The organism is Sphingomonas sp. RIT328 (assembly GCF_000632225.1).
In the GTDB taxonomy this organism is placed as follows: Bacteria; Pseudomonadota; Alphaproteobacteria; order Sphingomonadales; family Sphingomonadaceae; genus Sphingomonas; species Sphingomonas kyungheensis.
On the sequence record NZ_JFYV01000054.1, the window covers coordinates 1 to 20,242 of the forward strand.

At 68.5% G+C, this 20,242-nt stretch carries 20 protein-coding genes; 11 read left to right on the plus strand and 9 right to left on the minus strand.

Features of this window, described 5'->3' with window-relative positions; genetic code table 11:
* Nucleotides 1-293: 293 nt before the first annotated feature.
* Nucleotides 294-1,574, minus strand: a complete 1,281-nt coding sequence (gene serS / locus BW41_RS17725; protein ID WP_037536212.1) for a serine--tRNA ligase — start codon at nucleotides 1,572-1,574, stop codon at nucleotides 294-296.
* A 102-nt stretch (nucleotides 1,575-1,676) separates the two neighbouring features.
* Here serS and BW41_RS17730 point away from each other — a divergent pair, with 102 nt between their 5' ends.
* Nucleotides 1,677-2,108 carry a host attachment family protein gene (locus BW41_RS17730; RefSeq protein ID WP_037536214.1) on the plus strand — a complete coding sequence of 144 codons (432 nt, stop codon included), beginning with the start codon at nucleotides 1,677-1,679 and terminating at the stop codon, nucleotides 2,106-2,108.
* A gap of 72 nt (nucleotides 2,109-2,180) precedes the next feature.
* Here the strand turns inward: BW41_RS17730 and BW41_RS21310 are convergent, their stop codons facing one another.
* Nucleotides 2,181-3,170 (minus strand): hypothetical protein, encoded by a 990-nt coding sequence (locus BW41_RS21310; protein WP_153810811.1) that lies wholly within the window; start codon nucleotides 3,168-3,170, stop codon nucleotides 2,181-2,183.
* A gap of 417 nt (nucleotides 3,171-3,587) precedes the next feature.
* Between BW41_RS21310 and dksA the strand changes: the two genes are divergently transcribed.
* Nucleotides 3,588-4,016 (plus strand): RNA polymerase-binding protein DksA, encoded by a 429-nt coding sequence (dksA, locus tag BW41_RS17740; protein WP_373276471.1) that lies wholly within the window; start codon nucleotides 3,588-3,590, stop codon nucleotides 4,014-4,016.
* Between the two features lie 79 nt (nucleotides 4,017-4,095).
* The gene (locus BW41_RS17745) at nucleotides 4,096-4,434 is read left to right on the plus strand and encodes a PilZ domain-containing protein (RefSeq protein WP_051583666.1); all 339 of its coding nucleotides are present in this window, start codon (nucleotides 4,096-4,098) and stop codon (nucleotides 4,432-4,434) included.
* A gap of 68 nt (nucleotides 4,435-4,502) precedes the next feature.
* Here the strand turns inward: BW41_RS17745 and BW41_RS20725 are convergent, their stop codons facing one another.
* Nucleotides 4,503-4,658 (minus strand): DUF465 domain-containing protein, encoded by a 156-nt coding sequence (locus tag BW41_RS20725; protein WP_081793187.1) that lies wholly within the window; start codon nucleotides 4,656-4,658, stop codon nucleotides 4,503-4,505.
* A gap of 169 nt (nucleotides 4,659-4,827) precedes the next feature.
* On the opposite strand from BW41_RS20725, the gene BW41_RS17750 reads away from it, so the two are divergent.
* Both BW41_RS17750 and BW41_RS17755 read left to right on the plus strand, forming a co-directional pair.
* Nucleotides 4,828-5,025, plus strand: a complete 198-nt coding sequence (locus BW41_RS17750) for a DUF465 domain-containing protein (RefSeq protein WP_037536220.1) — start codon at nucleotides 4,828-4,830, stop codon at nucleotides 5,023-5,025.
* Nucleotides 5,026-5,115: 90 nt separating this feature from the next.
* Nucleotides 5,116-5,574, plus strand: coding sequence for a DUF1465 family protein (locus tag BW41_RS17755; RefSeq protein ID WP_037536221.1), 459 nt, complete (start codon nucleotides 5,116-5,118; stop codon nucleotides 5,572-5,574).
* A gap of 156 nt (nucleotides 5,575-5,730) precedes the next feature.
* Here BW41_RS17755 and BW41_RS17760 read toward each other — a convergent pair whose 3' ends face one another.
* Nucleotides 5,731-6,687 carry an NAD(P)H-dependent flavin oxidoreductase gene (locus BW41_RS17760; RefSeq protein WP_037536223.1) on the minus strand — a complete coding sequence of 319 codons (957 nt, stop codon included), beginning with the start codon at nucleotides 6,685-6,687 and terminating at the stop codon, nucleotides 5,731-5,733.
* A 123-nt stretch (nucleotides 6,688-6,810) separates the two neighbouring features.
* On the opposite strand from BW41_RS17760, the gene BW41_RS17765 reads away from it, so the two are divergent.
* Nucleotides 6,811-9,396 carry a M1 family metallopeptidase gene (locus tag BW41_RS17765; RefSeq protein ID WP_037536225.1) on the plus strand — a complete coding sequence of 862 codons (2,586 nt, stop codon included), beginning with the start codon at nucleotides 6,811-6,813 and terminating at the stop codon, nucleotides 9,394-9,396.
* Nucleotides 9,397-9,439: 43 nt separating this feature from the next.
* Here BW41_RS17765 and BW41_RS17770 read toward each other — a convergent pair whose 3' ends face one another.
* Nucleotides 9,440-9,778 carry a hypothetical protein gene (locus BW41_RS17770; RefSeq protein ID WP_152542404.1) on the minus strand — a complete coding sequence of 113 codons (339 nt, stop codon included), beginning with the start codon at nucleotides 9,776-9,778 and terminating at the stop codon, nucleotides 9,440-9,442.
* Between the two features lie 68 nt (nucleotides 9,779-9,846).
* Nucleotides 9,847-10,422, minus strand: coding sequence for an alpha/beta hydrolase (locus BW41_RS20225; RefSeq protein ID WP_051583668.1), 576 nt, complete (start codon nucleotides 10,420-10,422; stop codon nucleotides 9,847-9,849).
* 232 nt (nucleotides 10,423-10,654) lie between these two features.
* Here BW41_RS20225 and BW41_RS17780 point away from each other — a divergent pair, with 232 nt between their 5' ends.
* Both BW41_RS17780 and BW41_RS17785 read left to right on the plus strand, forming a co-directional pair.
* On the plus strand, nucleotides 10,655-11,656 hold the full coding sequence (locus BW41_RS17780; protein WP_037536226.1) for an NAD-dependent epimerase/dehydratase family protein: 1,002 nt from the start codon (nucleotides 10,655-10,657) through the stop codon (nucleotides 11,654-11,656).
* A gap of 118 nt (nucleotides 11,657-11,774) precedes the next feature.
* Nucleotides 11,775-12,473: a pirin family protein gene (locus BW41_RS17785; protein ID WP_037536228.1), complete on the plus strand. Its 699-nt coding sequence runs from the start codon at nucleotides 11,775-11,777 to the stop codon at nucleotides 12,471-12,473.
* A 327-nt stretch (nucleotides 12,474-12,800) separates the two neighbouring features.
* Here BW41_RS17785 and BW41_RS17790 read toward each other — a convergent pair whose 3' ends face one another.
* Nucleotides 12,801-14,873, minus strand: a complete 2,073-nt coding sequence (locus BW41_RS17790) for a malate synthase G (RefSeq protein WP_037536230.1) — start codon at nucleotides 14,871-14,873, stop codon at nucleotides 12,801-12,803.
* An 89-nt stretch (nucleotides 14,874-14,962) separates the two neighbouring features.
* Between BW41_RS17790 and BW41_RS17795 the strand changes: the two genes are divergently transcribed.
* Together BW41_RS17795 and BW41_RS17800 are read left to right on the plus strand one after the other, a co-directional pair.
* A complete protein-coding gene (locus BW41_RS17795; RefSeq protein WP_037536233.1) occupies nucleotides 14,963-15,862 on the plus strand; it encodes a LysR family transcriptional regulator in 900 nt (299 codons plus the stop codon).
* A gap of 81 nt (nucleotides 15,863-15,943) precedes the next feature.
* On the plus strand, nucleotides 15,944-16,159 hold the full coding sequence (locus BW41_RS17800; protein WP_037536236.1) for a hypothetical protein: 216 nt from the start codon (nucleotides 15,944-15,946) through the stop codon (nucleotides 16,157-16,159).
* Nucleotides 16,160-16,232: 73 nt separating this feature from the next.
* On the opposite strand, the gene BW41_RS17805 is transcribed toward BW41_RS17800, so the two are convergent.
* Nucleotides 16,233-17,774, minus strand: coding sequence for an MFS transporter (locus tag BW41_RS17805; RefSeq protein WP_081793184.1), 1,542 nt, complete (start codon nucleotides 17,772-17,774; stop codon nucleotides 16,233-16,235).
* Between the two features lie 205 nt (nucleotides 17,775-17,979).
* Between BW41_RS17805 and BW41_RS17810 the strand changes: the two genes are divergently transcribed.
* Nucleotides 17,980-18,606, plus strand: coding sequence for an SOS response-associated peptidase family protein (locus tag BW41_RS17810; RefSeq protein ID WP_037536237.1), 627 nt, complete (start codon nucleotides 17,980-17,982; stop codon nucleotides 18,604-18,606).
* A gap of 194 nt (nucleotides 18,607-18,800) precedes the next feature.
* On the opposite strand, the gene BW41_RS17815 is transcribed toward BW41_RS17810, so the two are convergent.
* Nucleotides 18,801-20,159, minus strand: a complete 1,359-nt coding sequence (locus BW41_RS17815) for a cryptochrome/photolyase family protein (RefSeq protein ID WP_037536238.1) — start codon at nucleotides 20,157-20,159, stop codon at nucleotides 18,801-18,803.
* Nucleotides 20,160-20,242 lie beyond the last annotated feature (83 nt).

The following is a 20,242-nucleotide window of genomic DNA, read 5'->3' on the forward strand; positions in this document are numbered from 1 at the left end:
GTGATCGGCGGGATCGGCGCAACGATCCGTTCCACCGGCGCCCGGGCGGCCGGCGCGGGCGGCTGTGGCAGCTGTGCGACCGGCGGCGGCGGGTCGGCCGGGGCATAGCCTTCGACGCTGGGGATACAGCCGCCCAGCGCAAGGGCGGCAAGCGCCACGCCGCCGGTCCGTCGCGGCCATCGCCCGGCCATGGCCAGCCGACCCGCTGACGGGCGCCGCCGGCTCAGACCGCGATCGCCCCGCGCCCCGCGCCCCGTGCGATCGTCAGACGGTGCCTCGCCCCCCGGCATCGCTCAGCGCCGGGCGACGAGCCGGTCGAGCCCGCCGAGATACGGCTGCAACACCGTCGGCACCGCGACCGCGCCGTCGTCCTGCTGGTAATTCTCCAGCACCGCGACCAGCGTCCGCCCGACCGCGAGCCCCGATCCGTTGAGCGTATGCGCGAACCGCGGCGCCTTTTCGCCCTCGACGCGATAGCGTGCGTTCATGCGTCGCGCCTGGAAGTCGCCGCAGGTCGAGCAGCTCGAAATCTCGCGATACGTATCCTGCCCGGGCAGCCACACTTCGAGATCGTAGGTCCTTCGCGCGGTGAAGCCCATGTCGCCCGCGCACAGCAGCATCCGCCGATAGGGCAGGCCGAGCGCGTCGAGGATATGTTCGGCGCAGGCGGTCATCCGCTCATGCTCCGCCTCTGATGCGTCGTCGGGGACGATCGACACCATCTCGACCTTGTCGAACTGATGCTGGCGGATATAGCCGCGCGTGTCGCGCCCCGCCGCGCCCGCTTCCGAACGGAAGCACGGGGTCAGCGCCGCGAAGCGCAGCGGCAGCTCGCGCGCCGGCAGGATGCTCTCGCGGACGATGTTGGTCAGCGACACCTCGGCGGTGGGGATCAGCCAGCGGCCGTCGGTGGTGCGGAACAGATCCTCGGCGAACTTGGGCAGCTGGCCGGTGCCGAACACCGCCTCGTCCTTGACGAGCAGCGGCGGCGCCACTTCCTCATAGCCATGGTCGCGGGTCAGCGTATCGAGCATGAACTGGCCGAGCGCGCGTTGCAGCCGCGCCGCCTGACCGCGCACCAGGGTGAAGCGCGCGCCGGCGATCGCCACGCCGGTCTCGAAATCGAGGCCGAGCGCCGGGCCGATCGCGTCATGCTCGCGCGGCGGGAAGGCGAAGGCCGGCGGCTCGCCGCGCCGGTGGACGAGGACGTTGCCGCTCTCATCCCCGCCCTCGGGCACGTCGGCGGCGGGCAAATTGGGCAGGGCGGCGAGCGCGGTGGCAAGCGCGGCCTCCGCCTCCGCCTCCGCCGCTTCCTGCTGCGGCAGCGCGTCCTTGAGCGCGGCGACCTCCGCCATCAGCGCCTGTGCGCGCGCCTCGTCCTTCTGCGCCTTGGCCTGGCCGATCTGTTTCGACAGGTCGTTGCGGCGGGTCTGCGCCGCCTGCGCTGCGGCGATCGCCGCCCGCCGCGCATCGTCGAGCGACAGCAGCGCGGCGGCCTGCGGAACGACGCCGCGGCGGGCGAGGGCGGCATCGAAGGCGGCGGGATCGTCGCGGATCAGGCGGATGTCGTGCATGGTGCGGCGGCTATGCCGAGACGCCCGCGCCCGCGCAAGTCGGCAACCCCGGCGCCCCCGGCGGCGTTGTCATGCCGATCGCCACGATACAGGAGATAGGTCATGCAGGTTCCCCACAATGCGTTCGTGCTCGTCGCCGACGGCCGCAAGGCGTTGTTCTTCCGCAACGAGGGCGATGCCGATTATCCCAACCTCCGCGTCGAGCACGCCGAGGAAAAGGTCAATCCGGCCGACCGCGACCAGAAGACGGACGCCGCCGGCAGCGCCAGCTCGACGCAGATGGGCACGATGGAAGAGGTCGATTTCCATCAGCAGGAGGAAGACCGCTTCGCCGCCGACACCGCCGACATGCTCAAGCGCCGTGCGCTCGCCAATGATTTCGAGGCGCTGATCATCGTCGCGCCGCCGAAGACGCTCGGCGAATTGCGCAAACATTATCACAAGGAGGTAAGCAGCCGCCTTGCCGGGGAGCTCGCTAAGGATCTGACGGGTCATCCGGTGCCGGAGATCGAAAAGGCGCTCGGCGCCGCCTGATCGTCGGATCGAATTAGAAAAAGGGGGGGCGGATCACCGTCCGGCACCCCTTTTTCGTGCTCGGGCGAATGCTCAGGCCGCTCGCGGTTTGGCGAAGCGCTTGCGGGCGACCAGCGCCAGTGCGGCGGCACCGAACAGCAGCACCATCGGCGGGGCGGGCACCGGCGCGGGCGGCCCGCCCGACGACCCCGGCGGCCCCGGCGGCGGGCCGCCGTGATGGCCGCTCGACGTCCAGCCGCCGTTCGACGACCAACCGCCGCTGCTGCTCCATCCCTTCGAGCTCGACCCATAGTTGACCTGGCCCTGGCCCTGGCCCTGGTTTTGGCCCTGACCTTGGTTCTGGTTCTGGCCCTGGTTTTGACCCTGGTTCTGGCTCTGGTTGTTATTGTTGTTGTTGGTGTTCGTGTTGTTGCTCGAATTGTTGTTATTGTTCGTATTGTTGCTCGAGTTGTTGTTGGTGTTGTTGCTGGAATTGCTGTTGTCGATGTCGACGGTGGCGCCGCCGGTCGACGAGGAGCTCGAAACATTGCCCGACGAGGAGGACGAGACGTTCCCCGAGGACGAGGACGAGGACGACGAGGAGACGTTGCCCGAGGACGAGGAGCTGCCCGACGACGAGCTGCTCGTCGATCCGCCGCTCGACGTCGAGGAGATGACGACGCTGCCGCTCGATCCCGACGATCCGCCGCCGAAGAAGCCGCCGCCAAAGCCACCGCCGAACCCGCCGCTAAAACCGCCGCTGCCGCCGACCACGACCGGCACACCGCCGCCGCCCCCGCCGACGAAGCCCTGCGCGGCGGGCAGCGGCACCGGGACCGGCGCGGCCTGACTGGCGAGCGTCACCACCGTCGGCGCGCAGCTCGTCGTCGTCGTGGTGACGACGCGGCGGCGCACGCCGCGACGCTGCACCGATGCGACCTGCCGCTTGGCGACGACGCGCTTGACCTGCTTGACGTAGACGGGGCGGTTCGGCCGCTCGGCGACGTGCACGGCCCCGCCGCCGATCAACGCACCGCCGCATGCACAGGCGCATAATTTTGCCAGGGCCATCCTTACGGACATAACGTCTCTTTCTCGTTGCCGGCGCGACGGGCCGGACATTCGCTCGCAACAGGGCGGTGCTGCCATAGGATCAAGCGCCGAACAAAGGATTAAGTGCAAGCGCGTTCGGCACCGGCGGCGTCCCATATCGCGATTCCGCGGCGGTCGCGCCGCGCCGATCGGCGTTAACGTGCCAGAGTGGAACACATGCCTGCGGTGCCGTTAACCGATCCGGTCGCGGTTCATCCTCGCGTCATCCTAAGTCCGTTATGGTGCAATAAAATAACGCTTGGACGTACGATTCGGCAACTCTGATCGCTTGTGGTTCGGGTTGGGCGCGATTATAGGCGCTTCAACCATTTGGGGGCGGCCCCGCGGTCTAGACCGGGCCGGAGGGAGAGTGGTATGGCAACGCTAGTGAGTCAGGTTGACGATGTAATGACGCCTCCGCCGGCCAATGATGCCGACGATGGCTATCGGCCGAGCGCCGACGAACCGTTCATGAGCCTGCGGCAACAGGCCTATTTCCGTAAGAAACTGCTCCGCTGGAAAGATGCGATCCTGCTCGACGCGGCCGGCACGCTCAACCAGCTCCAGCTTGATTCCTTGCGCGAGTCCGACCTCACCGACCGTGCCTCGAGCGAGACCGACTGGTCGATCGAGCTGCGCACCCGTGACCGTCAGCGCAAGCTCGTCTCGAAGATCGAGGCGGCGATCCGCCGCATCGACGAGGGCGAATATGGCTATTGCGAAGTGACCGGCGAGCCGATCAGCCTCGGCCGTCTCGAAGCACGACCGATCGCGACGATGACGCTGGAGGCGCAGGAGCGGCACGAACGCAACGAGAAGATCTCGCGCGAGGATTGACCCGGCCTGCGGTTCGGGCTTTGGTCTCCGCCGGACAGGCGCGCGCGCCTGACTGGTAGCGGCTATACAGGCTTGGTTTATGGACAGCTTTTCCCACGACCCGGCAGATCATGCGATGGGCGCCGGCGGATCGCAGCGCAGCGTGGCGCGGGACAGCCTGTTCCTGATGGCGCGGCTGCGCTTCGCCGAAGAGACGGGGGTCCGCGACGTCAGGGTCCGCAACCTGTCCGAAGGCGGGCTGATGGTCGATTGCGCGCGGGTCAAGGAGCCTGGCACCCCCGTGACGCTCGATCTGCGCGGCATCGGCGAAGTCACCGGCAAGGTCGCCTGGTGCACCGAGGGGCGGATCGGCATCGCGCTCGACTCGCCGATCGATCCGATGAAGGCGCGCAAGCCGGTCGGCGGCACCAAGGCCTGACCGCGACTGCGCTGTGCCGCGCGGCCGGATATGAAAAGCCCCTCCGCGACGGGAGGGGCTGGCTAAGCCTAGAGGCCGGAAAGCTCTTCCTTGAGCTTCAGCTTCTTGCGTTTCAGGTCGGAAAGGAGCGCGGCGTCGGGCAACGGGCGATGAATTTCGTCGGCGATGCGGCGGTCGAGCGCGGCATGCTTGGTCTCCAGAGCCTGTTGGTGCGTCGTCTGCATTTCGGTGTCCTCCTGATGCATGCGTTGTGGGGGACTGAGTAAACCACCGAAGCGCCCGAAAGTCCTCCCCAAAAATCACCGAACGCGACGTGCCGAGCGATTGCGCGCGACGACTTGGTGCCGCATGGCGGCCCGGGTAAAAGGCGGCGCACCGATGGGGATGTCAGGCATGGACGAAGCACAGATCAGCGCCCGCCTCGACGCGCTGCGCACCGAACATCGCGACCTCGACGCGGCAATCGCCGCGCTGGCCGGCGCCGGCAATCCCGACCAGCTCCAGCTCGCGCGGCTGAAGAAGCGCAAGCTGCGGCTGCGCGACGAGATCGCAACCTGCGAAGATCAGCTCATTCCCGATATCATCGCCTGATCCTGTTTCGGGACGGGTGAATCCAAACGGGACGACCCGGGCCGACACGGCATCTGTGCAAGGGGCAAGGCCTGTGTCACCCAGCCTTTCATGACCGCCGGCCGCCGCGAATCACGCCTCCACGATCGTCTGATCGACTCGCTCTATACCGAGGCGATGCTGCTCGCCGACGAGGCGCGCGCCTATTTCGACGCCGCCGGGCGCAGCGAGCGTGAGGCGCTCGATCCGCTGATCCGCGTCGGCTTTTCGTGCGAATCGCTCAAGGTGACGACGCGGCTGATGCACGTCATCGCCTGGCTGCTCACCCAGCGGGCGGTCGACGCGGGCGAGATGAAGCCGCGCGATGCGCTCGATCCGACCTATAGGCTCGGCAAGGCGCCGCAATTCGACGTCGACCTCGTCCATGCCTTGCCGGTGCGCGCGCAGCGGCTGGTGGTGGCCAGCGCCAATCTGCACCGCCGCGTCGGCCTGCTCGACGATGCGCAGGAAGAGGTGCGGACGATCAGCCCGGTCCACCATCTGCACGACCGGCTCGCGCTGGCGTTCTAGATCGTCCGGCGGCGTCTGCATCGACCGGACATCGATCACGCGGAGGATGCTGTGACTGGGAGGGGCGTAGCCCGAACGATCGATCGAGGGGTGAGGGGCGTTACCGCGGCAGGTGCGACATCTCCGCGCCTCCGCGCCTCCGCGTGAATGCGCGGATCAGCGCAGCAGCCGCGCCCGTGCCGCGGCATATTGCGAGGCGAAGCGCTCGACGCGATCGGCGACGCTCTCGACCGCATCGATCACCCCGATCCCCTGGCCCGATCCCCAGATGTCGCGCCACGCCTTGGCCTTGCTGCCGTCGCCGCCCCCGAAGTTCATCGTCTTGAGATCGCCGTCCGGCAGCGCGTCGGGATCGAGCCCGGAGGCGACGATCGAGCTGCGCAGGTAATTGCCGTGCACGCCGGTGAACAGGTTGGAATAGACGATGTCCGACGCCCGGCTGGCGACGATCGAGTCCTTATAGTCCGGCGTCGCATTGGCTTCGCGCGTCGCGATGAACGGCGATCCGATATAGGCGAAGTCGGCGCCCATCGCCTGCGCGGCGAGGATCGCGCCGCCGGTGGCGATCGACCCCGACAGCGCCAGCGGCCCGTCGAACCATTGCCGGATCTCCTGCACGATGGCGAATGGCGACAGCGTGCCGGCATGGCCGCCGGCACCGGCGGCGACCGCGATCAGACCGTCGGCGCCCTTGTCGATCGCCTTGCGCGCGAACCGGTCGTCGATCACGTCGTGCAGCGTGATCCCGCCCCAGCCGTGCACCGCGGTGTTGAGATCCTCGCGCGCGCCGAGCGAGGTGATGACGATCGGCACCTTCCACTTGGCGCAGGTGGAAAGGTCCTGTTCGAGACGGTCGTTCGACTTGTGGACGATCTGATTGACCGCGAACGGCGCGGCAGGGGATTCTGGGTGGTCGCGATCGTGCGCGGCAAGCTCTTCGGTGATGCGGTGCAGCCACTCGTCGAGCAGCGCCTGCGGCCGCGCATTGAGCGCCGGAAACGAGCCGACGATCCCCGCCTTGCATTGCGCGATTACCAGCTCCGGCCCGGAAATGATGAACAGCGGCGAGCCGATGACGGGCAGGCGCAGGCGATCGAACAGCGGCGGGTTCATGCGGGGCTCCTCCATGAGATCGGTTGTTTAGCGCAACTGATTGACCTGTCCAGCGACGCGGCTTGCCCGCGCCCCGCAAAGGCGTATGGCCGGCGAATCCCGTGTTTCCGGAGTGTAACATTGATGAAGCTTGCCGCTGCCGCCGCTCTGGCGCTCACCGTCTCCACCCCCGCGCTCGCCGCCGGCAGCCTGCCCGCGACCGTGGTGCCCATCCTCTACGATATCGCGGTCACCCCCAATGCGCAGGCGATGACCTTCTCCGGCAGCGAGACGGTGCAGATCGACGTCAAGGCGACGACGCCGACGATCACGCTCAACGCCGCCGATCTCGCCATCGCCTCGGCCCGGTTCGACGGCAAGGCGGTGCCGTTCGCGCTCGACAAGGACAAGCAGCAGCTCGTGCTGACGCTTCCCGCCGCGGCGGCCGTCGGGCGGCATAGCGTCGCCTTCAGCTGGACTGGCAAGATCAACCAGTCGGCCGCCGGCCTGTTCGCTATCGACTATACCAATCAGGATGGGTCGAAGGCGCGTATGCTCGCGACGCAGTTCGAGGCGCCCGATGCCCGCCGCTTCGCGCCGATGTGGGACGAGCCCGCGTTCAAGGCGAAGTTCCGCCTGCGCGCGATCGCGCCGGGCGGCCAGCTCGCTTTCTCCAACATGCCCGCCGCATCGGTGGCCAAACAGCCGGACGGCACGCAGCTCTATACCTTCGCGGAAACGCCGGTGATGTCGAGCTATCTGCTCTATCTCGGCATGGGTGATCTCGAGCGCAAGACGGTGCAGGCCGGCAACGTCGAGATCGGCGTCATCACCCGCCGCGGCGTCGTCGACCAGGGCGATTATGCGCTCGCCGAGGCGAAGCGGCTGCTGCCCTATTACAACAGCTATTTCGGTCAGCCCTATCCGCTGCCCAAGCTCGACATGGTCGCCGGCCCCGGCTCCAGCCAGTTCTTCGGCGCGATGGAGAATTGGGGCGCGATCTTCTATTTCGAACCCGAATTGCTGTTCGACCCCAAGCGCGCCACCGAAAGCGGGCGCCAGCGCATCTTCACCGTCGTCGCGCATGAGATGGCGCATCAATGGTTCGGCGATCTGGTGACGATGCGCTGGTGGGACGACCTCTGGCTCAACGAGGGCTTCGCCTCGTGGATGGAGAACAAATCGGCCGCCGATCTCAACCCGAGCTGGAAGGCGGAGGCCGCCGCGGTGTCGACCGACCGTGAGGCGGCGATGGGCATCGACGCGACCGCCGCCACCCACCCGATCATCCGCAAGATCGAGACCGTCGACCAGATCGGCGAGGCGTTCGACGGCATCACCTATTCGAAGGGGCAGGCGGTGATCGGCATGCTCGAGTCGACGCTCGGCCCCGATGTCTTCCGCGACGGCATCCGCCGCTACATGGCCAAGTACAAGTTCGGCAATACCGTCACCGATCAGCTCTGGGCCGAATTGTCGGCGGCGGCGGGCAAGCCGGTCGCCGAGATCGCGCACGGCTATACGCTGCAGGGCGGCGTGCCGCTGGTGACGATGACCGCTGCGCGCTGCACCGGCGGCAACACCGTGGCGACGCTGGCGCAGGGACGGTTCGGGCTCGACGAGGCGTCGAAGGCGCCGCAGACGTGGCAGGTGCCGCTGGTCGTCGCCACCGTCGGTGGCGGCGAGACGCGCGCCGTCGTCACCGGCCCGTCGACCAACGTCACCGTCAAGGGCTGCGGCACGTTGCTGCTCAACAAGGGCAAGGGCAGCTATACGCGCGTGCTCTACGACCAGGCGGGGCATGACGGCATCGTCCGCGATTACACCCGCCTGCCGCTCGCCGACCGGCTCGGCACGCTCGCGGATGATTATGCGCTCGCCGCCGGTGGCTATCAGGACCTGTCGCGCTATTTCGCGGTGATGGGACAAGTCGGCGCCAACGCCGATCCGCTCGAATGGTCGCTCGTCTCGGCGCGGCTCAGCCGACTCAACGGCCTGTTCGACGGCACGCCGCTCAGTGGGCCGCTGCGCGCGCGCACGCTGGCGACGCTGAGCCCGGTGCTGCAGCGCATCGGCGCTACCGCCCGTGCCGACGAATCGCCGCTGGTCGGCAATCTGCGCGAGGCCCTGGTCGGCGAACTCGGCGATCTCGGCGACCCCGAGGTGCTGCGCCTCGCGCGCGGTTATGTCGCCAAGCTCGCCAGCGATCCGACCGCGATCCCGCCGTCGATCCGCCAGCCGATCCTCGCGACCTTCGCGACCAATGCGACCGCCGCCGACTGGGAGACGCTGCTGCGCCTGACCCAGGCGGAGACCAATCCGGTCGCCAAGAACCGGTTCGTCTCGCTGCTCGGCTATGCCAAGGACGATGCGCTCGCGACGCGGGCGCTGGCGCTGCTCAAGACCGATACCTTCACCGCGCCGCAGCGGGCGGCGCTGCTCCGCGCTATCTCGGGCGAGCATCCCGATATGGCGTTCGACTGGGCGGTGGCGAACCGCGCGCTGGTGGAAAGCTTCATCGAGGACAGCAGCAAGGCCGGCTTCATCGTCGGCCTCGGCGGCGGTTCGGTCGATCCCGGCATGCCGGCCAAGATCAACGCCTTCGCGGAGACGTTGCCGGAGACCTCGCGCGGCCCGGCGCGGCGTACCGTATCTGGGATCGCGGTCCGCACTGCGGCGGCGGAGCGGCTGCGTCCGGCGGTGCAGACCTGGCTCGGCACCGGTAAGTAAGGGGCAGGGCGGGGCGGCCGGATGCCGCCCCGTACCGCATCGATCAGCCGCTGGGCTGGGCCGGGATACCCGTCACCTCGGCCATGCCGTCGTCGCCCAGCGCGACGAGCCACGCGCTGCCCTCCAGGCATCGCACCGCCCAGACCGGCTTGCCGTTGCGCGGCTTCTGCCGCTCGACCCCGGCGATGCCCTGGCATTTCTGCTTGGCGTCATCGATCGCGCGATACAGAACGCCGTTGATCTGCCGCGGCGGCAGCGCCAGCACCTTGGCGATATAGCCGGTCTCGCGCGGGGCGGTGGCGGTCGGCGTCGGTTGCGGCGACGGCTGCGATCCGCATGCGGTCAGCGCCGCGGCCAGCACCAGCATCAGTCCATTACGCATAGCGGTCTCCCTCAGATGACGGGGAGAGATAGGGGTGCCGCCCGGTCGGCGGCAAGTCGCAATGCGGATCAGCGCCAGCCGGTGATCGCACGACCGCGGTCGACCTCGTGATCGACCATCTGCCGGGTCAGTCGCAGGAACAGCCGCTGCGCCTGTCGCCAGGCGACGCCGCCCGCGTCGCGGTTGCGCAGCCGGTCGCCGACGACCAGCCGGCTGCCCCAATCCTCCACCGTCGCGGCGAGATCGTCGGCCATCTCACCCGGACGGATCACCAGCGACGGGAACGGCAGCCGTACCTTCGGCGAGGCATAGAGCGACTGCGCCGCGGCGGGCGGCGCGAACAGCAGGGCGCCGGCGATCTTGCGCACGTCGTGCGCCGGCGACAGCCGCGCCCACCAGGCGCTCGCCGCGCAGCCGATCCCCTCGGCAACGAGCAGCACGCGGGCATCGGCCTCGCGCACCGCACGGTCGAGCTTCGCCGCCCAGATCGTCCGCGCCGCCGGCGAGCGCGCGTCGACCGGGACCGCACCCGCGCCATCGTCCGCCCAGCCGAACATCCGCTGCCACGCGGGGGTCGGCGCGCCATCGCCGATCGTGACGATCGACAGTCTCTGGTCGGCGAAGGGCAGCGGGATCGCGGTCATCCGTCTCTCCTCAGTGCCAAGCGCCCGTGGGCGACTCGCATCGTGGCGGGAAGTATGAACGACGGCTGATCGCTGACCAGTGCCTTTCGGCCATGGCGCGGCGAAGCGCGCCGGGAACGGGTCATGCCGACGTCCAAGGTCGAGACATCGTCAAGCATCGTCAATTGCTTCGCAGTCGGCTAGCGAGCCGGCAGGGCGGCCGTGACGGCGGCGATCAGGGAGCGATGCGGCGATGCCGAAGACGTTGGTGACCGGGGTGGCGGGCTTTATCGGCATGTATTGCGCGCAGGCGCTGCTCGCCCGCGGCGGCGAGGTGGTCGGGATCGACTCGCTCAACGATTATTACGACCCGGCGCTGAAGCATGCGCGCCTCGCCGAACTGACCCGCGACCATGGCGACCGCTTCACCTTCCATGCGGTCGATTTCGCCGATGCCGCCGCGCTGCGCGAGGCGCTGGCGGCGCATGACGTCGATCGCATCGTTCACCTCGGCGCGCAGGCCGGGGTGCGCTATTCGATCGATCATCCCGAAGTCTATGGCCAGTCCAACCTGATCGGCCACCTCAACATGCTCGAACTGGCGCGGTCGCGCGGCGTTGCGCATCTCGTCTATGCCTCCTCCTCGTCGGTCTATGGCGGCAACACGTCGGTGCCGTTCCGGGTCGAGGATCGCGTCGACCGGCCGGTGTCGCTCTACGCCGCGACCAAGCGCGCCAATGAGGTGATGAGCGAAAGCTATGCCCATCTCTACCGCCTGCCGCAGACCGGGCTGCGTTTCTTCACCGTCTATGGACCGTGGGGCCGGCCGGACATGATGCTGTGGATCTTCACCCGCGCGATGTTCGCCGGCGAGCCGATCCCGGTGTTCAACAACGGTCTGATGGAGCGCGACTTCACCTATATCGACGATATCATCGCCGGGGTGATCGCCGCGCACGACCAGCCGCCGCCCGACGACGGCGCGGTCAAGGCGGGCGGCAGCGTCGCGCCGCACCGGCTCTACAATATCGGCAACAATCGCTCCGAACCGCTCGGCCGGGTCATCGGCATCCTGGAACAGGCGACCGGGCGCCAGGCGATCCGCCGCGACCTGCCGATCCAGCCCGGCGACGTCGTCCGCACCGCCGCGGACATCAGCGCGATCGCCGGCGACCTCGGCTATCAGCCGACGACGACGATCGATGTCGGCGTGCCGCGCTTCGTCGACTGGTATCGCCGCTATCACGGGGTGTGAGCGCGGGCGGGTGAAATCCGGCAACGCAGCGGTGCCGATCCTGCTGTTTCGCCGCGCGTCGTCGCCCCCCATCTGAGGCGCAATGAGGAAGCCAGCGCTTCCGGTCGGAGTGACTTACATGATCGAACGTCGTCCCTTCAGCAGCCTCGGCGGTGCCAACCACGGCTGGCTCGACGCCAAGCACCATTTCTCCTTCGCCAGTTACTATGATCCCAAGCGGATGGGCTGGGGCCCGATCCGCGTCTGGAACGACGATGCGATCGCTGCCGGCACCGGCTTTCCGCCGCACCCGCATGCCGACATGGAGATCATCACCTATGTCCGCGACGGCGCGATCACGCATCAGGACAGCCTCGGCAACACCGGCCGCACCGAAGCGGGCGACGTCCAGGTGATGAGCGCCGGCTCCGGCGTCCGCCATTCGGAATATAATCGCGAAGCCGGCACGACAACGATCTTCCAGATCTGGATCGAGCCGCGCGCGCGTGGTGGAGCACCGGCCTGGGGCGCCAAGCCCTTTCCGCGCGGCGAGCGGTCCGGCCGGTTCGTCACGCTGGCGAGCGGCATCGACGGCGACGCCGACGCGCTGCCGATCCGCACCGACGCGCGCGTCGTCGGCGCGACGATCCGCGCCGGCGAGAGCGCGGACTATGCGCTCGGCGCGGGCCATCATGCCTATCTCGTCCCCGCCACCGGCCGCATCGAGGTCAACGGCGTCGCACTCGACGCGCGCGACGGCGCGGCGATCCGCGACGAGGCGGTGATCCGCGTCACCGCGCTGGAGGATGCCGAGATCGTGCTGGTCGACGCGGCCTGAGCTTCGGCGCCGCGCCGGTGGAGGGCTTCGGCCGCAGCCACCGGCGTGGGAGGCGTTGGTGCTCTGCCTATGCCGTCGAACAGTCGTGCAGGCGATACGACCGCCTAGTGGCGAAACCTCGATAGGAAATTTCCAGTCGGCCACGAGAAGCCGGTATTCCCGCGCAGGCGGGAATCCAGTGGCCAAGCAGAGCAACGGCTGGTGGCGAAAAGAACACTAGGCTCCCGCCTGCGCGGGAGCACTTAAGAGGGGGCGGTGCAAGCAACGACCGCGCATTGCCCGCATACCCTTGCCTCGTCAGCGTCGCTCGTCGCGAAAGCAACCCGCTCACCCCCGATCCGCCGCCTTCCGCTCCGCGCGGAAGCGGTGAAGCAGCGGCTCGGTATAGCCGTTCGGCTGGGTCACGCCTTCGAACACCAGCGCGCGGGCGGCACGCAGCGCGAGGCTGTCGCCGCTTAAAGGCCGGTAGAGGGGATCGCCGGCATTCTGCGCATCGACCTTCGCCGCCATGCGCGTGAACGCCGCCTCGACCGCCTCGCGCGTCGCGATGCCGTGGAGCAGCCAGTTGGCGATATGCTGCGAGGCGATGCGCAGGGTGGCGCGATCCTCCATCAGGCCGATGTCGTGGATGTCGGGCACCTTCGAACAGCCGATCCCCTGATCGATCCAGCGCACGACATAGCCGAGGATCCCCTGCGCGTTGTTGTCGAGCTCCGCCGCGACCGCCGCGGGCGGCCAGTCGCGCTCGGGATCGGCGAGCGGCAGGGTGAGCAGCGCGTCGAGCGGCGCCGATGTCTCGCCCGACCGCTCGCGTTGGCACGCCGCGACGTCGACGCGATGATAGTGCGTCGCGTGCAGCGTCGCCGCGGTGGGGGAGGGGACCCAGGCGGTGGTCGCGCCGGTCTGCGGATGCGCGATCTTCTGCGCGAGCATATCGGCCATCCGGTCGGGCGCCGCCCACATTCCCTTGCCGATCTGCGCCTTGCCGGCGAGCCCGCAGGCAAGGCCGATCTGAACGTTGCGATCCTCATAGGCGGCGATCCAGCGCGCGCTCTTCATCTCCGCCTTGGGGATCATCGCGCCGGCATGCATCGCGGTATGGATCTCGTCACCGGTGCGGTCGAGGAAGCCGGTGTTGATGAACATCAGCCGGTGGCGCACCGCGGCGATACAGGCGGCGAGATTGGCGCTGGTCCGCCGCTCCTCGTCCATCAGGCCGAGCCTGATCGTATGCCGCGGCACGCCGATCAGATCCTCGACCGCGTCGAACAGCCGGTCGGCGAAGGCCGCCTCGGCGGGGCCGTGCATCTTGGGTTTGACGATATAGATCGCGCCGGTGCGGCTGTTGCGGCCGCGATCATGCCGCGCGATCAGGGCGGTGACGATCGCATCGACCATGCCTTCGGGCGCCTCGCTGCCGTCGGGCAGCCGCACCGCCGGCGTCGTCATCAGATGGCCGACGTTGCGCACGAACACCAGGCTGCGCCCGGGCAAGGTCAGCCTGTCGCCGTCCGTGGTGACGTAGGTGCGATCCTTCGCGAGCCGCCGCTCGACCGTCCGCCCGCCCTTGGTGAAGCTGGCGGTGAGGTCGCCGCGGATCAGCCCGAGCCAATTGGCATAGGCCGCGACCTTGTCCTCGGCATCGATCGCGGCGACCGAATCCTCGAGGTCGCAGATCGTCGTCAGCGCCGATTCGAGGATGATGTCGGCGATGCCGGCGGGATCGGTCGCGCCGATCGGATGCGCGCGGTCGACGACGATCTCGATATGCAGGCCATGATGCCGCAGCAGCCACGTGTCGCCGGCCCGTCCGATCAACTGCGCGGGGTCGGCGAGCGTCGGCGTGCCGCCGTGCCAGTCCGCCCATCGTCCCTCCGCCAGCGGCACCGCCTCGTCGAGCAGCGCCTTGGCCCAGGCGATCACCGCCGCGCCGCGCACCGCATCATAGCCGGTCGTCGCCGGCCCCCTCTCGGGGATCGCATCGCTGCCGTAGAGCGCGTCGTACAGGCTGCCCCAGCGCGCATTGGCGGCGTTGAGCAGGAAGCGCGCGTTGAGGATCGGCACGACCAGCTGCGGCCCGGCGCGCCCGGCGATCTCGACGTCGATCGCGCCGGGATCGATCGCGAACGGCGCCGGCTCGGGGACCAGATAGCCGATGTCGGAGAGCATCGTGCGATACGCCTGCGGCGCATAGGCGTTGCCGCGGTGCCAGTCGTCGATCGCCGTCTGCAATCGGTCGCGCTCGGCGAGCAAGACGCGGTTCTCGGGCACCAGCTCGGCGAACAGCGCCGCGACGCCGTGCCAGAAGCGGTCGGCATCGAGATCGAGCCCGGGCAGCACCGCCTCGTCGATGAAGGTGGCGAGTGCGGGGGCGATCGACAGGCCGGCACGCTGGATCATGGCATCATCTCCTCACCCGATCGCTAGACCCGCAGCGATCCCATCGCTAGCCATGACAATCACCAATCACCTTTTCCGAAAGCGAACGAATGGGCTTCGATCCGGATTATGCGCTGTTCGTCGCCATCGCCGATGCGGGCAGCCTGTCGGCGGCGGCACGCAGCCTCGGCAGCTCGCCGGCGATGGTGTCGAAGCGGTTGCAACGGCTCGAACATCGCCTCGGCGTCACGCTCGTCCAGCGGACGACACGGCGGCTGGTGCTGACCGAAGCCGGCAGCCGCTTTCGCGACGATCTGCGCGCAATCCTCGATATGCTCGGCACGGCGGAGGCGCGGGTGACGGGCGGGCAGGGCGCGCCGGTCGGACGGCTGCACGTATCGGCGCCGACCTCCTTCGGGCGGCTCCATGTCGCCCCGTACCTCGGCCGTTTCCTGGCGCGCCATCCGCGGATCGATCTCGCCTTCGATCTGAGCGACGCCTATGTGGATTTGCTCACGGCCCGCGTCGACTGCGCGATCCGCATCGCCCGCGATATTCCGCCGCCGCTCGTCGGGCATCGGCTGGCGCCGAGCCGCCGTATCCTCTGCGCCGCGCCTGCCTATCTGGCCGAGCATGGTACGCCGGCGACGATCGAGGCACTCGACGCGCATCGCCTGATCGCTGCCGATGGGCAGATGCCGTGGCAGCTCGCGACGGCGGGCAGGGCGGTGACGATCGAGCGGCCGAGCCACGTTCGCACCAATTCGAGCGAGATGGTGCGCGAGCTGGCGGTCGCCGGTGTGGGAGTCGCGCTGCGATCCTGGTGGGATGTCGGTGCGGCGATCCGCAGCGGGGAATTGGTGCGGGTGCTGCCGGACTGGCACGGATCGGCGGCGGTGGCGATCCACGCGGTGCATCTGCGCCGCCCGGCGACCCCCGCCGCGGTCGCCGCCTTCGTCGACTTCCTGCGCGAAATGATCGACCCCGCCGTCTGGGAGGCGGAGGCCTGACCGCGGGATGACACCGAATTCATGGAACATGACGCTGGCGTCACGGCTTTGGTCGGGAACGGTTCAATACAGGAGAATGCCATGAAGACGCTCATGATCCTCGCCGCCGCCACCGCCGTGATCGGCGCGCAGCCGGCGCTGGCGAAGGGCTGCATCCGCGGTGCCGCCGCGGGCGGCGTCGCCGGTCATTATGTCGGCAAGGGCCATGCCGTGATGGGCGCGGCGGCAGGCTGCATCGCGATGCACCACCATTATGCCAAGCAGGCGCGCGCGCAAAAGGCCGCCGCGAAGCGCTGACCCCGATCACCCGGCGTATCAGGGTGGAGACCCGGAGCGGCCGTCGCCGTCTCCGGGTCTTGTTATATGGCGGTCAGCCCGTCGCGCGGCCGCTGAGCTCCTCGCCCGCCTTCGGGTCGAAGCGTGCGTTGACGAATACCGCGGTCAGCGAGATCGCCGTCACCGTCCAGAAGGCGAAGCGGAAGTCGGCGAAGCCGGTGTTCACGCTGCCCCTCCACAGCATCGAGACATGCAGCGCGGTCGCGCCGATGCAGATGCCGAGCGACAGCATCAATTGCTGGAAGGTCGAATAGAAGCTCGTCGCCGCGCTCATCCGGTCCTTGGCGATCTCGTCATAGGCGATGGTGTTATAGGCGGTGAACTGGAACGACATCAGGAAGCCCGACACGACCAGCACCGCGAACACCGCCGGCAGCGGCCAGGCCGGCCCGAACAGCCCGCAGCAGGCATAGCCCGCGGTCCCGGCCAGTCCCATCACCACCAAAGCGTTGCGGAAGCCGAAGCGCTTGAGGATGCGCCGCGCCACGCCCTTCATCCCGAACGAGCCGATCGCCGAGGCGACCGTCATCGCGCCGCTCTGCGCCGCTGACAGGCCTAAGGCGAGCTGCATCATCAGCGGCAGCAGGAAGGGCTGCGCACCCTGCGTGATCCGGGCCAGCGATCCGCCGAGCACTGACAGGCGGAAGGTCGGCACACGCATCAGCGACAGGTCGAGGATCGGATGCTCGGTCCGCCGCGTATGCCGCCAATAGCCGAGGCCGAACGCTGCGCCGATCGCGATCAGCGTCGCCGCCAGCCGTCCCTCGCCGGGACGGCTCGCCATTTCGAAGCCGAACAGCAGGCAGCCGAGCGCCGCGCCCGACAGCAGGAAGCCGGCCGGATCGAAGCGCGCCGGATGATCCTCGCGCACGTCGGCGATGAAATGGCCGACCAGTACAATGCCGGCGATGCCGATCGGTAGGTTGAGCCAGAAGATCCACCGCCAGTCGAGATAGGTGACGATCAGACCGCCGACCGGCGGCCCGACGATCGGCCCGATCAGCGCCGGCATGATCAGCCACGACATCGCCGACACCATGTCGCGCTTGGCGACCGAGCGGAGCAGCACCAGCCGCCCGACCGGCATCATCATCGCGCCGCCGATCCCCTGGACGAACCGCGCCGCGACCATCGCCTCCAGGTTCGGGGCGAGGCCGCAGGCAAGGCTGCCCGCGACGAACAGGCCGATCGCGGCGCGGAACACGCGGCGCGCACCGAACCGGTCGGCCATCGTTCCCGAGGCAGGGATGAACATCGCCAGCGCAAGCAGGTAGGAGGTGAGCGCAATGCTCATCTCGGGCGCGCGCACCGCGAAATCGCGGGCCATCGTCGGCAGCGCGGTGGCGAGCACGGTCGCGTCGAGATTCTCCATGAACATCGCGGTGGCGATGATCAGCGCGACGGTGCGGTAATTGCGCGTCGGCTCGGCGCCGCCGTGATGATCCGCGGTCTGCGCGATGCCGTCGCCCGCCGGCACAATACCGTCGCGCACCTCGGCATTGACCGAGGCGATCCCGCGCCGACGCGGCCTCAAATAGAGACGCGGATCGAGCTTGGCGGGAAGGTGGAGGTGCATGCGACGGACGAAGCTTTCTCGCTGGAACGGACCTCTCCGACGGTCGCGACCGGCTCGGACGGCTCGGCTCGCGCTGCCGACAATATAGGAACGGTGACGCCGGGATTGAAGTTGCCGTCTACGCCGATCCCCCGGCGGCGCCATGGTTATTGCCGCTGCCGAGGGTCGTGGGCATGATCGCGCGGATGATCCGGACCGCCGCCTGATGTGTAACCGCGCCCGCCTGTCGAGCGAACCCGAAACCTTATGGGGCGCGAGCGCGGCGCTGTTCGACGAGCGCCCGCGCGACAATCGCTTCGACCCGCAGGAACTGCGCCCGCGCAACCGCAGCTATGTCATCCGCGAGGCGGACGGCACTCGCGGCTGGGACGTGATGGGCTGGGACGTGCTCGGCGGGCAGGCGGCCTATCCGATGACCAACGTGCGCAACCTCGGGCTCGCGCAGTGGCGGCGGCTGGCGGAACGGCCCGCCAACCGCTGCGTCGTGCCGCTCACCGAATTCTGTGAGTTCACCCCCGAGCGGCACGATCTCGGCGACGGCAAGCCGCCGCTCAAGGGCGAGATGTGGTTCGCGGTCACCGACCAGCCGCGCTTCGCCGTCGCCGGTTTCTGGCAGCAGACCGCGGCCGGCAAGGGCTTTGCGATGGTCACCTGCGACCCCAATGCGCTGGTCGCGCCGATCCACCCCAAGGCGATGATCACCATCCTCGCCGCCGATGACGTCGATCTCTGGCTGCGCGGCAGCTATGCGGAGATCGTCGCGCTGCAACGCCCCTATGATGCCGCGCGCATGACGGTGCGTGGGCCGCTGTTCCCGACCCGGCAGGGGTGATGCCGGGCGGCGCGCGCCCGGCATCGATCAATCAATTGGCCTGCCGCTACGCGCGTAACTGCGCGGCATCGACATCGCTGGCGTAGCACTATCATCGGGCAGTGGTGCGGTATAATCCGTCCAGGATTTCCTGATCCCGGCTCGATCGGTATCAGGTTACGGCGCCGTTGTTCATCAATACTGGCGCGTCGGCCTCACTTCATCGCCTTCTGCGCGGCCAAGGCGCGCTCACGTGCTTCGCGATGGCCGATGATCTTCGCCGGATAGGACTCGGGGCGGACACCATGCTCGTCCGGATCGTGGATGGCGTCGTCGGGAACGTCGGCGAGCTCGGGCACCCAGCGGCGGATATAGTCGCCGGCGTCGAACTTCTCCGACTGGCCGAGCGGCGCCATGATCCGGCTGAACATATTGGCATCGACGCCGGTGCCGGCGATCCATTGCCAATTGACCGAGTTGTTGCCGTAATCGGCGTCGACCAGACAATCCCAGAACCAGCGCTCGCCCGCACGCCAGTCGATCAGCAGATGTTTGACGAGGAAGCTCGCGGTGATCATCCGCACCCGATTGTGCATCCAACCCGATTGCCACAATTGCCGCATGCCGGCGTCGACGATCGGATAGCCGGTCTGCCCGCGCTGCCACGCCTTGAGGTCGCGCTTGGCGGCGGCATCGTCGCGCCACGGCAAGGCGTCGAACTTGGCGCGGCCATTGACCGTGCCGTAATCCGGCAGGGCGAGCAGCACGCCCGAGGTGAAATCGCGCCAGGCGATCTCCCGCACGAAGCCGTCGTCGGCATGGTCGCCAAGCGCGTGAATCACCTGCCGCGGCGAGATCTCGCCGTGATGGAGGTGCGGCGACAGCCGGGACGTGCCATCCGCCGCGGGCAGGTTGCGCTGCCTTTCGTAATCGTCGGCCTGTTTGGCGAAGCGCTTCGCCTTGGCCAGCGCCTCGGTCTCGCTCGGTTTCCAGTCGGCAAAACCGCCCGACCAGTCGGGCTTGCTCGGCAGCAACGCCCAGTCGGCAAGCGAGTCGCTTTTCGGCCAGTGATCGGGCGCGGGACACGTGCGTGGCGCGGCGACCGGCGCATCGGGGGGCAATTGCGTCTGCAAGGCCTTCCAGAAGGACGAAAAGATGCGGAACGGCGCGCCGCTGCCGGTGGTGATGTCCTCGATCCGCGCGAGGTGATTGCCGTCGTACAAGGTGATCGCGTCGCCCAGCGCCGCCTCCGCCTTGCGCCACCACGGCTCATAGTGGCGCAACGCATGGATGCGCGCCGCGCCCGTCTCCTGCATCAGGTCACGCAGGATCGTCACCGAATCCCCGCGACGCAGGATTAGCCGGCTGTGCTTGGCGTCCAGCGCATCGCCGAGCGCGGCGAGGCTGTGGTGCAGCCACCAGCGTTGCGCCCCACCGATCGCCCATTCACCCGCGGCATCGTCATCGAGGATATAGACCGGGATCACCGCCCCCGCCTGCGTCGCGGCGACGAGCGCGGGTTGATCGTGCAGGCGCAGGTCCTGGCGCAGCCAGAGCAGGGAGATATCGGTCATCGGCGGTCAAGCGTTTTAGCGGCGAGACGGGTTCCGCGCCGCATCGGCCTGATGTGCAGCTCTATCATGGGTAAGCACGAGCC

Excerpts from the sequence above, each read along its gene's own strand:
- BW41_RS17780 (WP_037536226.1), top strand. The coding sequence starts at position 10,655 with ATGCCGAAGACGTTGGTGACCGGGGTGGCGGGCTTTATCGGCATGTAT.
- BW41_RS17785 (WP_037536228.1), top strand. The coding sequence starts at position 11,775 with ATGATCGAACGTCGTCCCTTCAGCAGCCTCGGCGGTGCCAACCACGGC.
- BW41_RS17750 (WP_037536220.1), top strand. The coding sequence starts at position 4,828 with ATGGACGAAGCACAGATCAGCGCCCGCCTCGACGCGCTGCGCACCGAA.
- BW41_RS17815 (WP_037536238.1), bottom strand. The coding sequence starts at position 20,159 with ATGACCGATATCTCCCTGCTCTGGCTGCGCCAGGACCTGCGCCTGCAC.
- BW41_RS20225 (WP_051583668.1), bottom strand. The coding sequence starts at position 10,422 with ATGACCGCGATCCCGCTGCCCTTCGCCGACCAGAGACTGTCGATCGTC.
- BW41_RS17730 (WP_037536214.1), top strand. The coding sequence starts at position 1,677 with ATGCAGGTTCCCCACAATGCGTTCGTGCTCGTCGCCGACGGCCGCAAG.
- BW41_RS17810 (WP_037536237.1), top strand. The coding sequence starts at position 17,980 with ATGTGTAACCGCGCCCGCCTGTCGAGCGAACCCGAAACCTTATGGGGC.
- dksA (WP_373276471.1), top strand. The coding sequence starts at position 3,588 with ATGACGCCTCCGCCGGCCAATGATGCCGACGATGGCTATCGGCCGAGC.
- BW41_RS20725 (WP_081793187.1), bottom strand. The coding sequence starts at position 4,658 with ATGCAGACGACGCACCAACAGGCTCTGGAGACCAAGCATGCCGCGCTC.
- BW41_RS17765 (WP_037536225.1), top strand. The coding sequence starts at position 6,811 with ATGAAGCTTGCCGCTGCCGCCGCTCTGGCGCTCACCGTCTCCACCCCC.
- BW41_RS17795 (WP_037536233.1), top strand. The coding sequence starts at position 14,963 with ATGGGCTTCGATCCGGATTATGCGCTGTTCGTCGCCATCGCCGATGCG.
- serS (WP_037536212.1), bottom strand. The coding sequence starts at position 1,574 with ATGCACGACATCCGCCTGATCCGCGACGATCCCGCCGCCTTCGATGCC.
- BW41_RS17760 (WP_037536223.1), bottom strand. The coding sequence starts at position 6,687 with ATGAACCCGCCGCTGTTCGATCGCCTGCGCCTGCCCGTCATCGGCTCG.
- BW41_RS21310 (WP_153810811.1), bottom strand. The coding sequence starts at position 3,170 with ATGTCCGTAAGGATGGCCCTGGCAAAATTATGCGCCTGTGCATGCGGC.
- BW41_RS17790 (WP_037536230.1), bottom strand. The coding sequence starts at position 14,873 with ATGATCCAGCGTGCCGGCCTGTCGATCGCCCCCGCACTCGCCACCTTC.
- BW41_RS17755 (WP_037536221.1), top strand. The coding sequence starts at position 5,116 with ATGACCGCCGGCCGCCGCGAATCACGCCTCCACGATCGTCTGATCGAC.
- BW41_RS17800 (WP_037536236.1), top strand. The coding sequence starts at position 15,944 with ATGAAGACGCTCATGATCCTCGCCGCCGCCACCGCCGTGATCGGCGCG.
- BW41_RS17805 (WP_081793184.1), bottom strand. The coding sequence starts at position 17,774 with ATGCACCTCCACCTTCCCGCCAAGCTCGATCCGCGTCTCTATTTGAGG.
- BW41_RS17770 (WP_152542404.1), bottom strand. The coding sequence starts at position 9,778 with ATGCGTAATGGACTGATGCTGGTGCTGGCCGCGGCGCTGACCGCATGC.
- BW41_RS17745 (WP_051583666.1), top strand. The coding sequence starts at position 4,096 with ATGGACAGCTTTTCCCACGACCCGGCAGATCATGCGATGGGCGCCGGC.